The sequence below is a fragment of the Rhodococcus sp. NPDC056516 genome (assembly GCF_042794655.1).
Taxonomy (GTDB): domain Bacteria; phylum Actinomycetota; class Actinomycetes; order Mycobacteriales; family Mycobacteriaceae; genus Rhodococcus_F.
Window position 1 is genome coordinate 325668 of sequence record NZ_JBHTTG010000002.1, and the last position, 15159, is coordinate 340826.

Consider the following 15159-nt stretch of genomic DNA (forward strand, 5'->3'; position numbering starts at 1 on the left):
CTCGTTTCTCGTCACAGCGCACCGTCCTCTGAACCGACCAGAAGTCGGAACAAGACAGCCATGCGCATGTGCACACCGTTGGTAACCTGTTGCAGTACAGCAGTTTTCGAGGAATCGGCGACGGCGGATGCGATCTCCATGCCGCGCAGCATCGGTCCGGGGTGCAAGACCACCGCATGATCGGCCAGCATCGCCAATCGCTTCTCGGACAGGCCGTAGTTGATCGAGTACTCGCGCTGCGACGGGAAGAAGCCGCCGTTCATGCGCTCGGCCTGAACACGGAGCATCAGCACCGCGTCGAGGCCGGGCAGTTCGGCGTCGAGTGAATGCGAGACCGTGACCGGCCACGTGTGCGCACCGACCGGGAGCAGTGTCGGAGGGGCGACAAGAACGACCTCGGCGCCGAGCATCGAGAGCAGCAGCGCATTGGAGCGCGCGACGCGGCTGTGCAGAATGTCGCCGACGATGGCGATCCGCTTGCCCTCGATGTCGCCGAGACGCTGGCGGAGGGTCAGAGCGTCGAGAAGCGCCTGGGTGGGATGCTCATGGGTGCCGTCACCTGCGTTGATGACTGCCGGGCCACCGTCGTCGGCCGCTCCGGTCCACTTGGCGATCTGATGGGCGGCGCCCGACGCCGGGTGGCGCACGATGAGTGCGTCGGCACCGGCCGCGCGCAAGGTCATCGCCGTATCGCGCAGGGATTCACCCTTGGACACCGAGGAACTTGACGCGCTGACGTTGATGACGTCGGCACTCATCCACTTGCCCGCCACCTCGAAAGACACCCGGGTGCGCGTCGAGTTCTCGAAGAACACCGTCATGACCGTGCGTCCGCGCAGCGTCGGGAGTTTGCGTACCTCGCGTCCCAGAAGCGCCTGCTCGAACCGTTCTGCCTCGTCGAGAAGTTCTACCGCGGATTCACGATTGAGGTCCGCGATGGAAAGAAGGTGCTTCACGCGCTCTTACCTCCGGAGATGACTACCGCTTCCCTGCCGTCGTGCTCCTGGAGGAGAACCTTGACGTCCTCGGACCTCGCAGTCGGGACGTTCTTGCCGACGTAGTCGGCGCGCAGCGGCAGTTCACGGTGACCGCGATCGACCAACACGGCGAGTTGCACCGCACGGGGACGGCCGAGATCGCGCAGCGCATCGAGGGCGGAACGCACGGTGCGACCGGAGAAGAGGACGTCGTCCACGAGAACGACCAGCGCATTGTCGACGCCGCCTTCAGGGACGGACGTTCGCTCGAGCGGGCGGTGCGGCTTGTTCCGGAGATCATCACGGTAGAGCGTGATGTCGAGAGATCCGATGGGAAGACGCACACCGGAAAATTCTTCGATCTTGGCCCGCAGTCGCGTGGCGAGAGTAGTGCCGCGCGTCGGGATACCGATCAGGACTACACGCGGGGCTGTTCCCTCTGGTCCGTCGAGTGCGGTTTTCTCGATGATCTCGTGAGCGATCCGCGCGATGGTCCGGCCCACATCCTGGGCGGACAACAATTCGCGGGTCTCGCTACTTGCCTCAGCACCGGGTGCCTTCGCGTTATCTGGACCTGCAAGATCGGATGGGCGAGACCCTTCGGGCACGCTCATGCAGCGACCTCCTTCTCCGCCTCACTGGACGGATCGTTAAAGGATGTCTGACGGTCCCCACCCTATCAGCCGACAGACCTGATCCCGCCGTGCGAGCAGTCACTCGAACCGGTTGTGTGCAGACACACAACTCGCACGGCGGGTGGTGGAACAAAACTTGCTACTCGGTACCCGAATCCGATTCCTGCGCGCGCTGAGATGTCGCAGCTGCAGCCGATCGGACCTGCGGCGCAACGAGAACGACCTGCCCGAGGATTCCGTTGACGAATCCCGGAGAGTCGTCCGTCGAAAGCTGCTTCGCGAGTTCGACAGCCTCGTCCACGGCGACAACCGGCGGAACGTCCGTCGCGTGGAAGAGCTCCCACACGGCGATACGCAGAATCGCGCGGTCCACGGCGGGCAGACGCTCGAGCGTCCAATCCTGCAGATGCGAGGAGATGACCTGATCGATGCGATCCAGGTTCTCCGCAACTCCGGAGACCAACGTGACGGTGTAGGCCGCGACGGGCGCTACCGCATCGTCCTTGACGGCCAGGTCTGAACGCTCCGATGCGAGTGCGACCGGATCGAGGTCACGTGCTTCGGCTTCGAAGAGGAAGTCGACAGCACGCTTGCGCGCCTTGTGGCGTGCACCGAGTTTCTTATGTGTGCCGGACACTCAGGAATTCACACGCCCGAGGTAGTTGCCGTCACGGGAATCGACCTTGAGCTTGTCACCGGTGTTGATGAAGAGCGGGACGTTGATCTCGGCACCGGTCTCGAGGGTGGCAGGCTTGGTGCCGCCGGTGGAGCGGTCGCCCTGCAGGCCGGGATCGGTGTGCTTGACGACGAGCTCGACGGTGACCGGAAGCTCGACGAAGAGGGGAACGTCTTCGTGGGTAGCGACCTGGACTGCCATGTTCTCGAGCAGGAAACGCGACTGGTCGCCGACGGTGGCTTCGCTGATCGACACCTGGTCGTAGGTGTCGCCGTCCATGAAGATGTAGTCGCTGCCGTCGTGGTACAGGTAGGTCATGTCACGACGGTCGACCGTGGCGGTCTCGACCTTCACACCGGCGTTGAACGTCTTGTCCACTACCTTGCCCGAGAGCACGTTCTTGAGCTTGGTGCGCACGAAGGCAGGGCCCTTGCCGGGCTTGACGTGCTGGAACTCGATGATCGTCCACAGCTGGCCTTCGATCTGCAGAACCAGACCATTCTTGAAATCACTGGTGGAAGCCACTTGCTTCGCGTCTCCTAGGGGTCGGGAAACCGTCTCAGACGACGGTAAGGTCTTTTGCGGTCAGTGTGAGCAGCTCTGGCCCCTGCTCACGAACAACGAGCGTGTCCTCGATCCGTACACCTCCGCGCCCGGAGAAGTACACGCCCGGCTCGACGGTCACCGCCGCGCCGGAAAGAAGTGTACCGGTGCCGAGCTTGCCGATCCCCGGTGCTTCGTGGATTTCGAGGCCCACACCGTGGCCGAGGCCGTGCAGGAACAACTCGCCGTAGCCTGCATCGTCGATCACCGCACGGGCAGCGGCATCGACTGCCGCACATTCGACACCCGGAGCGAGGGCGTCGCAACCGGCAGCTTGCGAACGCGCGACGAGCTCGTAAATCTCCCGTTGCCAATCGGAAACGGACTCGAGCACGTAGGTCCGGGTCATGTCCGAGTGATACCCGCCGACCTGAGCTCCGAAGTCGAGTTTGACGAAGTCTCCCGACTCAAGAATCGCGCCGGTCGGCCGGTGATGGGGAATTGCCGAGTTGGCACCGGCCGCCACGATCGTCTCGAAGGAAATACCGTCTGCGCCGTTGTCGAGCATCAGGTTTTCCAGCTCGCGGCCGACCTCTCGTTCCGTTCGGCCAGGTCGCAGGCCACCGCGAGCGATCAACTGCGCCAACGCGACATCGGCTGCGGTGCACGCCGCGCGCAACAACTCCACCTCGTGCTCGTCCTTGACCATGCGCAATTGTTCGACAAGTCCGCTCACCGGTTCGAACCTGATCTTCGGCGCTGCCTCGGTCCATGCCCGATGTTCGGCGAATGTCGCCACATGTGACTCGAACGCGAGAACGGGCACCGTGGACGTCTCGATCAAGTGCGCAGCACTCGAACGGGCAATTTCGGCACGAAGGTCCGGCACCTGCTCCGCCACCTGCGTCACGTAACGACCGTCGGTGCAGATCACCGTCGCGCGTTCGTCGGACGCTGAATCGGACGCACTGACGACGAGCGCTGCATTCGAACCGGTGAATCCGGTGAGGTATCTGATGTTGAGGAGATCTGTGACGAGAATCGCGTCGAGTTCGCGCTCCGCGAGGAGGCGTCTGAGGGATTCACGGCGTGTTCTGAAGTCGACCGGCATCCCTCGAACCTACCGCCCGCGCAGACCTGCCGATCAACTCGAAACTCACGGTTACAGCAATAAGTGTGGGTTAGGCCACAAGGTGTAATGGGTTCTAGTTAGGCTGTACCCATGAATGCGTGGTTGGTACGTGGCCTCGGCATGGCCCTGATACATGTTGTGTTTCGTGCGTTGCTCGGTGCAGCAATCGCACAGTGGCCACTTCAGGGGTCCACCCTGCGCTGGCTGTCCCTGTTGATCGTCATCGTCTTCGCCGCGATCTGGGGTGGTATCGACGGCATTCGTGACCGCCGAGACTTCCCCGAACCCGAAGACGGCGCCGATCTGACCATGCTGTGGCTCAAGGCTGCACTCGTCGGCGGATTCGTCGCCGGCGCTGCCAGCTGGGCACTCAGCCTGGTCCCCTCCCTCGAACTGACCCAGCAGGGCTTGTTCTTCGAGGTGACCTCTGGTGCGGCGTTCACGATCCTTCTCATCTTCGTCCCCGCCATGGTCGCCATCACCGTCGGACGCTTCTTCGTCAGCCGTGAACAGCGCAAGAACGGAACAGCTCCGCAGACCCCGACCCACGAGCGTCATCGCGAACCAGTGCCTGTCAGCGAGGGCTACGACTCCCCCACCGAGCAGCACGCATACAGCGGAGCCGCCATGTCCGTCGAGGAATCCGACGCCGATACCGCAGTATTCCCGGCGATCGATCTGGGCAAGCGCGAGCAGTAACGCCACCGTCTACACAACCGAATGCGGCCCCGAGGAAATTTTCCTCGGGGCCGCACTCGTGTGGCTGTACTTTCGACTTCGCTTCGGTCAGCCCCGCTCGGCGAGGAACCTGATCGCCAGCGGATACGCGGCGACGCCGAGTCCGACGATCACACCGGTTGCGATCGGGCTCAGGTAGGAATGGTGCCGAAACTCTTCCCGCGCATGAACATTCGAAATGTGCACCTCGACCAGTCCGGCGGTCAGTTCGGCACACGCATCGCGCAGGACCACCGACGTGTGCGTCAAGCCACCGGCGTTGAGAATCACCGGCTCCCCCGCGTCGGCTGCGTCGTGGATCCAACCGAGCAGATCACCTTCGTGATCGCTCTGACGAACGGTCACCTCGACGCCGAGATCCGTGCCCGCCGCGACACACAATTCGATCAGATCATCGTGTGTGGTCGCCCCGTAGACCTCGGGCTGACGCTTACCCAGACGCCCCAGATTGGGTCCGTTGACGACATTGATCCTCACAACAGGACCGTTCCGCCGGCCGGCCTCGGATCGCGGGCAATCGCGGAGTACGCCGCGACCAACAAGCTCGGATCCGGCCCTTCGAGACGGCCCGGCTTGGCCAGTCCGTCGAGGACCACGAAACGAAGCAGCCCGGCACGGTTCTTCTTGTCGGTCTGCATGCCCTTCAGCAGGTCACCGAACGCGTCACCGTCGTACGACGTCGGCAGGCCGACGAGGTCGAGGATCGACTTGTGACGATCCGCGGTGGCGTCGTCGAGTCGACCGGCGAGCCGTCCGAGTTCGGCTGCGAAGACCAGGCCGACGGAGACAGCGGCACCGTGGCGCCACTTGTACCGCTCACGACGTTCGATCGCGTGGCCGAGTGTGTGGCCGTAGTTCAGGATTTCGCGCAGGTCCGACTCGCGCAGATCCGCGGCCACGACCTTGGCCTTGACCTCGACGGAGCGCCGAATCAGCTCGGGCAGAACAGTTCCCGACGGATCGAGAGCCGCCTTGGGATCGGCTTCGATCAGGTCCAAGATCACCGGGTCGGCGATGAATCCGGTCTTGATGACCTCGGCCATGCCGGCAACGATCTCGTTGTGCGGCACAGTCTCGAGCGTCGCGAGATCGATGAACACCGCTCCGGGTTCGTGGAACGAACCGACGAGGTTCTTGCCCGCTTCGGTGTTGATACCGGTTTTGCCGCCCACCGCTGCGTCGACCATCGCGAGCAACGTGGTCGGCACGTGAACAACCTTGACGCCGCGCATCCAGGTGGCTGCCACGAAGCCGGTGAGGTCGGTCGCCGCTCCCCCACCCAAGCTCATGATCGCGTCGCTGCGAGTCAGACCGATCCGGCCGAGCACGTCCCAGCAGAAGCCGGCGACGGCAAGATCCTTACCGTCCTCGGCGTCGGGAATTTCGATACGGTGAGCGTCGATTCCCTTCTCCGCCAACGCAGCCCGTACTGCCTCCGCGGTCTCTGCGAGCGGCGGCTGATGGAAGATCGCGACAGTGCGCGCGCCGTCGAACTCGGCAACAAGATCGCCGAGCAGGCCGCGGCCGATCACGACCGGGTAGGGACTTGCGGTCTTCACCTCTACACGTACGGGTTCGGTCACTGCTCCACTACTCCGCTCCGGTTGTTCATTTGTCTTGAAGTTTCGACACCAATTGCCCGACGACACGCGCCGGACTGCGGCCGTCGGTCCGAATCCGAATCGTGGCCGAACGCCGGTACAGCGGACGACGGCGCCTCATCAGCTCCTGGTACTTGACCTTGGGATCTCCGCCGGCCAGCAGCGGACGATGATTGTTCGCCCCCGTTCGGCGAAGCCCTTCGGCGACACTGATCTCCAGGTAGATGACCGTGTGTCCCTGAAGCAACTCGCGGGTGCGATCGGAGAGGATCGCGCCACCGCCGAGCGAGACGATTCCGTCAGTCGCCTGCAACGCGTCGCGGACCACCGCTTCCTCGATCTCACGAAACCGAGGCTCTCCGTCGTGGGTGAAGATCTCCGGGATGGTCCTACCCGTGGTCCGTTCGATCTCGGCGTCTGTATCGACCAATTCGAGTTCGAGGGCCTGCGCAAGGCGTCGACCGATGGTCGATTTGCCGGCGCCGGGCGGACCGATGAGTACAGCCTTCGGCTTCATCGATACGTGAGTCCTATCGAGGCGGTCGGGCTGCGATGCCCTCGGCGTAACGACGGTAGTTGGCAGTGGTTTCAGCAATGGAATCACCACCGAACTTTTCGAGTGCGGCCTGAGCGACGACAAGTGCAACCATCGACTCGGCGACGACGCCGGCGGCCGGAACCGCGCACACGTCACTGCGCTGGTGGATGGCCACGGCCTCTTCGCCGCTCTCCATGTCGACCGTCGCCAGAGCGCGCGGAACCGTCGAGATCGGCTTCATCGCGGCGCGAACTCGCAGAGCCTCACCGTTGGTCATGCCGCCTTCGATACCGCCTGCGCGGTTGGTGGAGCGCACGATGCCGTCCGGGCCCGGACGGATTTCGTCGTGAGCCTCGCTGCCACGACGACGCGCGGTTTCGAAACCGTCACCGACCTCGACACCCTTGATGGCCTGAATTCCCATGAGGGCAGCGGCAAGTCGCGAATCAAGGCGCTCGGCGCCACTGACGAAAGTGCCGAGTCCGACCGGCAGGCCGTGGATGACGACCTCGACGACGCCGCCGAGGGTGTCGCCGTCCTTCTTGGCCGATTCGATTTCGGCGATCATCGACTCTTCGGCGGCCTTGTCGAATGCGCGGACCGGGCTCGCGTCGATCGCGTCCAGATCCTTGCCCTCCGGCACGGGACCGACGTAAGGCTCGGAAGCACCGATGGAAATGACGTGTGAGACGACCTCGGCACCGAATACCTGACGCAGGAACGACCGTGCAACGGTTCCGGCGGCTACCCGAGCTGCGGTCTCGCGAGCGCTGGCGCGCTCGAGGACGGGACGCGCGTCGTTGAAGCCGTACTTGAGCATGCCGCTGTAATCGGCGTGACCGGGACGCGGGCGCGTCAGCGGGGCATTGCGAGCCTGATCGGCCAGCAGGTCCGGGTCGACCGGGTCGGCGGACATGATGGTTTCCCACTTGGGCCACTCGGTGTTGCCGATTTCGATGGCCACGGGGCCACCGAGCGTAAATCCGTGGCGGACACCGCCGATGATGGTGACCTTGTCGGCCTCGAACTTCATCCGCGCACCACGGCCGTAACCGAGTCGACGACGGGCAAGTTCGGACGAGATGGCCTCAGAGGTCACTTCGACCCCCGCGACCATGCCCTCGAGCATCGCGACGAGGGCGGGACCATGGGATTCTCCGGCAGTTATCCAACGCAGCACGCCGACCATCTTTCCACGTCGCAGACCTCAGTTGTCACAGTGGTCCTCCAGGTGAACACAGATGGCCCACACGCACGATGCGTGTGGGCCATCTCAGCAGTACCTGTGGGTCTAGAGAAGGCGGAATCCTCCACCGTTGGCGTTGATGTCAGCCAATCCGATGTTGATGTCGGCCGAGTTGTCGGGAGCGTGGAACGGCGGCGGGAGCGGCTCGAAGCAGTACGGTTCGAAACCGTTGCTGATCAACCCCACCAGGCGATCGCCGACGACGAGTGGTCCACCGGAGTCACCGGGAATCGAGCACGTGTGCTCGACGATCTCTCCGTAGACGGAGTCGTAGCCCCAGGTGATACCGCACGTGTTACCGGTCGAACGGCCTTCCTTGCACACGATCGTGCCCGGTGCCGGCGGGGCGCCGATACCGTTGATCGTCGTGCCGCCGACGGTACGTAGCGGAGCAACCTTTGCGTCGTCGAGATCGATGACGGCGATGTCCGAGACCGGACTCGAGTAGGTGAATCGGCCGATAGGGCCGGCTTCGGGCAGGTATTCGGCGAACACTCGGTCGCCGACAACTCCGCAGTGTCCGGCGGTGAGTGCCACGAGCGAACCGGCGTTGTCATAGCCGACCGCGGTCAACGTGCACGCCGCAACTCGGTCGGGATTGGAGTGATCCACGTCCGGCAGCAGGATTCCTGAGCCCCCGCCCAGTGCCACCGACGATGGTGCAGGCGCGGCGCCGGCGACGCCTGCCCCTGCAGCCACAGCCGCCAAACAGGCTGCGGCAGCGACGAAAAGCCTTGTGCGCATAGGTTCCCCCGATAATCGAGTGCGAAACGAGATTCGTTTTGTCCCATTTCCGAAACCACAGTGAACGACAGTGTGGGGACATTCGGCAAGTCCGACGCGCCGCATACTGGGACTGCGCGCTTACGATGCCCGAACAAATGAAGCCGACGGTTACGTCTTTCCTGCAGATCACGATCCGTCGTTGAATCCTCAATGACGCGAGCTTTCTCCGTGAACGTTGCGCTCGTCACGCTCACCAGGCAAACGCAATCGAACCGCATGCTGCCAGGCACATCGAGGGTCCGTGCGCGACGGGCGAATTGTGGGCTACCGGGCCGGAATTTCGACGTTCGAGTCTTCGACGAAGTTCGAGCACGATACCCAGGGCTGCGGTGAGTACCGACGCGGAGATCAACGACCACAGCCAGGCGTCCGCTCCCACCAATCCGGTCAGCGCACCCAACGGAAGAGAAAGCTTCACATCGCCTAGACCCATGGATCCAGGCGACATCACGTGCGCCAGGAGATGGATTCCGGCGAGCAGTGCCGATCCCACCGCGGCTGCCCACACCGTTCCCGACACCGTCGCGTAGACCATCACGACGGCATAGCCCGGCAAGGTGAAACTGTTGGGCAGCCGGTGCACAGCCAGGTCGACAGTCGAGATCGCAACGCACCACCACACCACAGCGAGACCTGAAATTAGCTGCACCACGGAAGTATTCATCGCGCCGACGACAACCCAGCCTGATGCGACGGCGCACTGGGACGCACAACAAAGAGTCGCCACTGGTCGATAACCGTGTCGCCTCAACCAACTGTCAGCGATCGCCCGTGCACCGGCACCTGCGACGACCCCACCGCCTGCCAAGACCACCAACGTCCACATGGTGTCGAGCATGGGGTCTGGCGTTCACCAGCGGCAGACTACGAATCGTCTTGTGGACTACCCGGGCCCTGTGAACAGAGCTAGGCGATAGCGGCCGCCATGGCCTCTCGCGGAGCGGGCTTGCCCGTGAACTGCTCGACCTGTCCGAAGGCCTGATTGAGCAACATCTCGAGGCCTCCGATCACCGTGCCACCAGCCGCCTCGACCGCCGAAGCGAGTGGCGTCGGCCAGGGGTTGTAGATCGCGTCGAGGACAAATCCTGCCTTCCCCAATTGCTGGGCAAAGGGAGTTGCAGCATCTGCGGGAACCGTACTGACCAAGACCGAGGATTCGGCGCAGATCCCACCGAGCCGTGCGTCGTCGAACGAAACCAGATCAATGTCCAACCCGACAGCGCCACCACATTCGATGGCACCGGATGCGCGTCCCGGATCACGCGCGACCACGGTGACTGCCCGAACTCCCATGTCGGCCAGCGCGACCAGTGCCGGCCGCGCGGTGCCTCCCGCACCGACAACTACCGCCGAACTCCCGCTCAGATCGCCGACACCGCCGGCGATCAGGGCACCACTGACTCCGTCGACGTCCGTGCAGTCGGCACGCCAACCGCCGTCGATGCGAACCAAGGTGTTGGCCGAGCCGATGGTCACCGCCCGCGGTGTGCGTTCGGTGGCGTACTCGAGTGCTGCGATCTTGCCGGGCATCGTCACCGAGAGTCCGACCCATTCGGGGCCGAGTGAATCCACGAGGGCAGGCAACTGCTCGCCGGTGCACTCGATCCTCTCGTAGGTCCAATCGCTCAGGCCCAAAGCCTCGTACGCCGCAAGGTGCAGCAACGGCGACTTCGAGTGAGCGATCGGACTTCCGAGAACAGCTGCCTTACGCGGCGTCTCGAGTGTTGCCGCGGTACTACCGTCCACTGTCGAGAATCCCACTTTGCTGTGCCAGTTCGATGTTGGCGAGATGCTCTTCGTAACTCTTGGTGAAGAGCGTCTGGCCTTCCTTGTTGATCGTGACGAAGTACAACCAGTCGCCGTCTGCCGGGGATTCCACGGCCTTGAGAGCGTCGATGCTCGGCGAAGCGATGGGCGTCGCGGGCAGGCCGGGCATCGCGTACGTGTTCCAGGGAGTGACGCGCTCACGGTCGGCATCCGTGGTGGCGACCTCGGTGGTGTCGAGTGAGTAGTTGACCGTGGAGTCGAACTGCAACGGCTGATCGACGGCGAGTCGGTTGACGATCACTCGCGCGACCTTGGCCATGTCGCCAGGCAATGCCTCACGCTCGACCAACGACGCTGCCACCAACAACTGGTACGGCGTCATTCCGACGCCACTTCCGGCTGTCAGAATCCCGGTGGCCTCGTACTTGGCGGCACTGCCCTCGACCAACGCACGCAAGATCTCGGTGGGCGTCGCAGTCGGGTCGAAATCCCAACTGCTGGCGGCGATCAAACCTTCCAGCTGACGATCCTTGTCCGGAACGCTCTTGACCGAAGACATGGCCCAGTCCGGGACGCCGAGCGACGCCAGATCGGAAGATGCTCCCGCAGTGTTCAATTCATCTGTCGAGACACACTTCTGAGCGGAAGCCGGGCCTACACAACTCGCCTCGGAAATGAGGTTGTAGATGCCCTTCTTGAGTGAGCCCGTCTGCGCGTCCGAACTGTCGTGCAGCTGACGTCCCTCGGCGATCACAACACTGCCCACTCGGGAGTCCGGGGCAACCAAGGTGTCGAGTGCGCTCGCGGCGCTACTCTGCACCGGCACCTGGTAGAAGCCGGGTTGCACCTTCTGAATCTCCGACGGATTGGCGATCGCGGCGTTGTAGAAAGCAGCGGAACTCGCGACGACGTTCTTCGCCTCGAGCGTCGCACCGATCTCCGATGCGGTTTCTCCACTGTTGATCTGGATGACCACGGGTGCGCCGCCGGGGCCGGCGAAGTCCTCTGCGGCCTTGTTGCGATCCATGTACCAGAGAGCGCCGTATGCACCGGCGCCGAGAACTGCGATCACCAACACCAGTAGGGCGAGAACACCGACCTTCTTGCCTCGCTTGGCGCGCTTGTTGCGCGCTTCGCGTTGCTTGCGTGCCTCCGCTCGCGACATGTGCGGCGGATCGATGTTCTGCGGCAGCGCACGCATGACCATTGTCTCGTCGTTGTCGAAGTCGAACGAACTGGTGGGCCGGCTTCCGCCGCCCTCATCCCACCGCGCGTTCACAGATCGCCCTCCAGTGCAGCGTCCTTCGACGACTCCCCTGGTTTCACAGCTCTACTCCGCTCGTCCAGCCAGCCTTGCAGGATTTCCACCGCCGCAGCCTGATCGATCATCGGCCGCTGACCGCGTGCCTTGACTCCACTTTCGCGGAGATTGCGCGCAGCCGTGACAGTCGTCAGTCGTTCGTCGGACAGTCTCACCGGGATCGGTTCGACGGCCCGCTGCAGTCGTTTGGCGAATGCAGTCGCGATACCGGCGGCTTTACCTTGCTCACCGCGCAGCGTCTGTGGCAGTCCGACGATAACCTCAACGGCCTCGTATTCGGACACGATGTCGATAATGCGCCGGATATCCGGCGCGTCGGGCCCACGCTCCTTCGAGCGTGGAACCGTTTCCACCGGTGTTGCGAGGATGCCGTCGGGGTCGCTGGACGCGACGCCGATGCGAACACTGCCGACGTCGATGGCGATGCGCCGCCCGCGACCAGGGTCGTCGATGCCGGGGCGATCGGGACCCTGCTGCGTAGCCACCACCGTCAGCTGCCGCCCGCCAGCTCTCCGACTCTGTCCCGGATCGCATCGAGCGCCGCCGGGATTCCTGCGGAGTCCGAACCCGAGCCCTGGGCCATGTCGGGCTTTCCGCCGCCGCGGCCGCCGATCTTGGGTCCGAACGACGCGACCAGTTCGCCGGCCTTCACACCGAGACCTTGAGCTGCCTTGCTCGAGGCGACCACGAACGGAACCTTGCCGTCGACGTCACCGAGGAGAGCTACGACGGCAGGTTCGGAGCCGAGGCGACCCTTGATGTCCGTGACGAGGCTGCGCAGATCGTTTCCACCGACTCCGGCAGGAGCCGGTTCGGCGATCACCAGGACGCTGCCGATGCGCTTGGCCTTGGCGACGTACTCGCCTGCCGACGCCAGCACAGCCTTGGCCTTGGTCTGCTCGAGTTCCTTCTCGGCCACCTTGAGTCGCTCGACGAGTGCCTCGACGCGAGCAGGCACCTCTTCCGAAGGAACCTTCAGTGAGGAGGACAGTCCGGCCAGAAGCGCGCGCTCCTTGGCGAGGTAGCGGTACGAATCCAAACCGACGTACGCCTCGACGCGTCGGATTCCGGAGCCGACCGACTGCTCACCGAGCAGCGTGACCTGACCGATCTGAGCGGAGCTTCCGACGTGAGTACCGCCGCACAGTTCCATCGAGAACGGGCCGCCGATTTCGACGACGCGAACCTCGTCTCCGTAGTTCTCGCCGAAGAGTGCCATCGCACCCATCGACTTGGCCTTGTCGAGATCAGTGACAAAGGTGTTGACCGCGTAGTTCGACGCCACGGCTTCGTTGGTGAGGGCTTCGATGTCCTGCTTCTGGGACTCGGACAACGCGCCCTGCCAGGAGAAGTCGAAGCGGAGGTAACCCGGCTTGTTGAGCGAGCCGGCCTGCACCGCGTTGGGGCCGAGCACCTGACGCAGCGCAGCGTGCACCATGTGGGTGCCGGAGTGCCCCTGGGTTGCGCCCTTGCGCCACTCGGCGTCGACGTGCGCGAGTACGACGTCACCCTCGGTGATCTCGCCCTTCTTGACAGTCACCTTGTGCGTCCAGACCTTCTTGGCGATCTTCTGCACGTCGTTGACCTTGGCCTCGAGGCCCGGAGCGGTGAGCGAACCGATGTCGGCGATCTGTCCGCCGGACTCTGCGTAGAGCGGGCTTCGGTCGAGGATGACCTCGACGTCCTGGCCGGCCTTCGCCACCGGCACGCGGACGCCGTCGACGATCAACGCGAGAACGTGAGCCTCGGAGACGAGTTCGTCGAAACCGGTGAACTCGGTGGCGCCTCGATCGAGCAGTTCCTTGTAGACCGTGAGGTCGGCGTGAGCGTGCTTACGAGCCTGCGCGTCGTCCTTGGCGCGCTTGCGCTGCTCAGCCATGAGCGAGCGGAAACCGTCTTCGTCGACGGTGAGACCGGCCTCGGACGCCATCTCGAGCGTGAGGTCGATCGGGAAGCCGTAGGTGTCGTGCAGTGCAAACGCCTGATCGCCGGCGATGACCGACTTTCCGGACGACTTGACCGACTCGGCAGCATTTTCGAAGAGTGCCGATCCCGAGGCCAGCGTCTTGAGGAACGCGGTCTCCTCACCGACGGCAACGTTCTCGATGCGCGTGAAGTCGGTTTCCAGAACCGGGTACGACGGCGCCATCGTGTCGCGGACGACGATCATGAACTCGCGCATGGTGGGCTGCTCGCTGCCGAGCAGTTTGGCCGAGCGCACGATACGACGCAGCAACCGACGCAGGACGTACCCGCGGCCGTAGTTGCCGGGGTTCACACCGTCGGCGATCAACATCGCGGCGGTGCGTGCATGGTCGGCGATGACGCGGAAACGGACGTCTGAAGTGTGGTCGGTCCCGTAGACACTGCCGGTCAGTTCGGCGGCCTTGTCGATGACGGGGCGGAGAAGATCTGTCTCGTAGACGTTTTCGACACCCTGCAGGAGGAACGCGACGCGCTCGACGCCCATGCCGGTGTCGATGTTCTTCTTCGGCAACGGTCCGAGGATCGGGTAGTCGCCTTTGTTGGTGCCCTCGCCGCGCTCGTTCTGCATGAACACGAGATTCCAGATCTCGATGTAGCGGTCCTCGTCGGCTTCCGGGCCGCCTTCTACGCCGTATTCGGAGCCGCGATCGTAGAAGATCTCCGAGCAGGGACCACAGGGTCCTGGGATGCCCATGGACCAGTAGTTGTCCTTCATGCCGCGGCGCTGGATGCGCTCTTCGGGCAGTCCGACCTCGTCGCGCCAGATCGCAAATGCTTCGTCGTCGTCAAGGTAGACGGTGGCCCACAGGCGGGTGGGATCGATGCCGTATCCGCCGTCCTCGACCGAACCTGTCAGCAACTGCCAGGCGTGGGAGATGGCTTCCTTCTTGAAGTAGTCACCGAAGGAGAAGTTGCCCGCCATCTGGAAGAAGGTGTTGTGGCGGGTGGTGATGCCGACCTCTTCGATGTCCAGGGTGCGGACGCACTTCTGCACGGACGTCGCGCGCGAGTAGGACGGCGTCTGCTGCCCGAGGAAGAACGGCACGAACGGAACCATGCCCGCGTTGACGAACAGAAGGTTCGGGTCGTCGAGAATCAGCGAGGCGCTGGGCACCTCGGTGTGGCCGGCCTTGACGAAGTGGTCGAGGAATCGCCTGCGGATCTCGTGGGTTTGCACTAACCGGTCCTTACCTTCAAGAGCGTCGAGCTATGG

At 63.7% G+C, this 15159-nt stretch carries 16 protein-coding genes; 1 reads left to right on the forward strand and 15 read right to left on the reverse strand.

Features of this window, described 5'->3' with window-relative positions; all coding sequences use genetic code 11:
* Positions 1 to 11: 11 nt before the first annotated feature.
* From ACFQ6Y_RS06485 to ACFQ6Y_RS06505, 5 genes are all read right to left on the reverse strand, one after another.
* Complete coding sequence (locus ACFQ6Y_RS06485) at positions 12 to 956, reverse strand: aspartate carbamoyltransferase catalytic subunit (protein ID WP_230815538.1); 945 nt, start codon at positions 954 to 956, stop codon at positions 12 to 14.
* Complete coding sequence (gene pyrR, locus ACFQ6Y_RS06490) at positions 953 to 1591, reverse strand: bifunctional pyr operon transcriptional regulator/uracil phosphoribosyltransferase PyrR (protein WP_378445940.1); 639 nt, start codon at positions 1589 to 1591, stop codon at positions 953 to 955. Before pyrR ends, ACFQ6Y_RS06485 begins: the two co-directional genes overlap by 4 nt.
* 160 nt (positions 1592 to 1751) lie before the next feature.
* Positions 1752 to 2249, reverse strand: coding sequence for a transcription antitermination factor NusB (gene nusB / locus ACFQ6Y_RS06495; protein ID WP_214886555.1), 498 nt, complete (start codon positions 2247 to 2249; stop codon positions 1752 to 1754).
* Positions 2250 to 2813, reverse strand: coding sequence for an elongation factor P (gene efp / locus ACFQ6Y_RS06500; RefSeq protein ID WP_230815536.1), 564 nt, complete (start codon positions 2811 to 2813; stop codon positions 2250 to 2252).
* A 34-nt stretch (positions 2814 to 2847) separates the two neighbouring features.
* Positions 2848 to 3942 carry a M24 family metallopeptidase gene (locus ACFQ6Y_RS06505; RefSeq protein WP_378533166.1) on the reverse strand — a complete coding sequence of 365 codons (1095 nt, stop codon included), beginning with the start codon at positions 3940 to 3942 and terminating at the stop codon, positions 2848 to 2850.
* A gap of 111 nt (positions 3943 to 4053) precedes the next feature.
* Between ACFQ6Y_RS06505 and ACFQ6Y_RS06510 the strand changes: the two genes are divergently transcribed.
* A complete protein-coding gene (locus ACFQ6Y_RS06510) occupies positions 4054 to 4662 on the forward strand; it encodes a B-4DMT family transporter (protein ID WP_230815534.1) in 609 nt (202 codons plus the stop codon).
* An 87-nt stretch (positions 4663 to 4749) separates the two neighbouring features.
* Here the strand turns inward: ACFQ6Y_RS06510 and aroQ are convergent, their stop codons facing one another.
* The 10 genes from aroQ to alaS form a co-directional block, all read right to left on the reverse strand.
* Positions 4750 to 5178 carry a type II 3-dehydroquinate dehydratase gene (aroQ, locus tag ACFQ6Y_RS06515; RefSeq protein WP_378630276.1) on the reverse strand — a complete coding sequence of 143 codons (429 nt, stop codon included), beginning with the start codon at positions 5176 to 5178 and terminating at the stop codon, positions 4750 to 4752.
* Positions 5175 to 6284 (reverse strand): 3-dehydroquinate synthase, encoded by a 1110-nt coding sequence (gene aroB, locus ACFQ6Y_RS06520; protein WP_283304619.1) that lies wholly within the window; start codon positions 6282 to 6284, stop codon positions 5175 to 5177. The genes aroQ and aroB overlap by 4 nt, the downstream gene beginning before the upstream one ends.
* A 25-nt stretch (positions 6285 to 6309) precedes the next feature.
* On the reverse strand, positions 6310 to 6819 hold the full coding sequence (locus ACFQ6Y_RS06525) for a shikimate kinase (RefSeq protein ID WP_230815531.1): 510 nt from the start codon (positions 6817 to 6819) through the stop codon (positions 6310 to 6312).
* Positions 6820 to 6832: 13 nt separating this feature from the next.
* Positions 6833 to 8020 (reverse strand): chorismate synthase, encoded by a 1188-nt coding sequence (gene aroC, locus ACFQ6Y_RS06530; RefSeq protein WP_003944974.1) that lies wholly within the window; start codon positions 8018 to 8020, stop codon positions 6833 to 6835.
* A gap of 111 nt (positions 8021 to 8131) precedes the next feature.
* Positions 8132 to 8830 (reverse strand): S1 family peptidase, encoded by a 699-nt coding sequence (locus ACFQ6Y_RS06535; RefSeq protein ID WP_378630279.1) that lies wholly within the window; start codon positions 8828 to 8830, stop codon positions 8132 to 8134.
* A gap of 232 nt (positions 8831 to 9062) precedes the next feature.
* A complete protein-coding gene (locus ACFQ6Y_RS06540; protein ID WP_378630282.1) occupies positions 9063 to 9521 on the reverse strand; it encodes a prepilin peptidase in 459 nt (152 codons plus the stop codon).
* 257 nt (positions 9522 to 9778) lie between these two features.
* Positions 9779 to 10618, reverse strand: coding sequence for a shikimate dehydrogenase (locus tag ACFQ6Y_RS06545; RefSeq protein WP_378630285.1), 840 nt, complete (start codon positions 10616 to 10618; stop codon positions 9779 to 9781).
* Complete coding sequence (gene mltG / locus ACFQ6Y_RS06550; RefSeq protein WP_378630287.1) at positions 10608 to 11918, reverse strand: endolytic transglycosylase MltG; 1311 nt, start codon at positions 11916 to 11918, stop codon at positions 10608 to 10610. The genes ACFQ6Y_RS06545 and mltG overlap by 11 nt, the downstream gene beginning before the upstream one ends.
* Complete coding sequence (gene ruvX / locus ACFQ6Y_RS06555; RefSeq protein ID WP_230815526.1) at positions 11915 to 12448, reverse strand: Holliday junction resolvase RuvX; 534 nt, start codon at positions 12446 to 12448, stop codon at positions 11915 to 11917. Before ruvX ends, mltG begins: the two co-directional genes overlap by 4 nt.
* A gap of 2 nt (positions 12449 to 12450) precedes the next feature.
* Complete coding sequence (gene alaS / locus ACFQ6Y_RS06560) at positions 12451 to 15123, reverse strand: alanine--tRNA ligase (protein ID WP_378445931.1); 2673 nt, start codon at positions 15121 to 15123, stop codon at positions 12451 to 12453.
* Between the last annotated feature and the right edge of the window lie 36 nt (positions 15124 to 15159).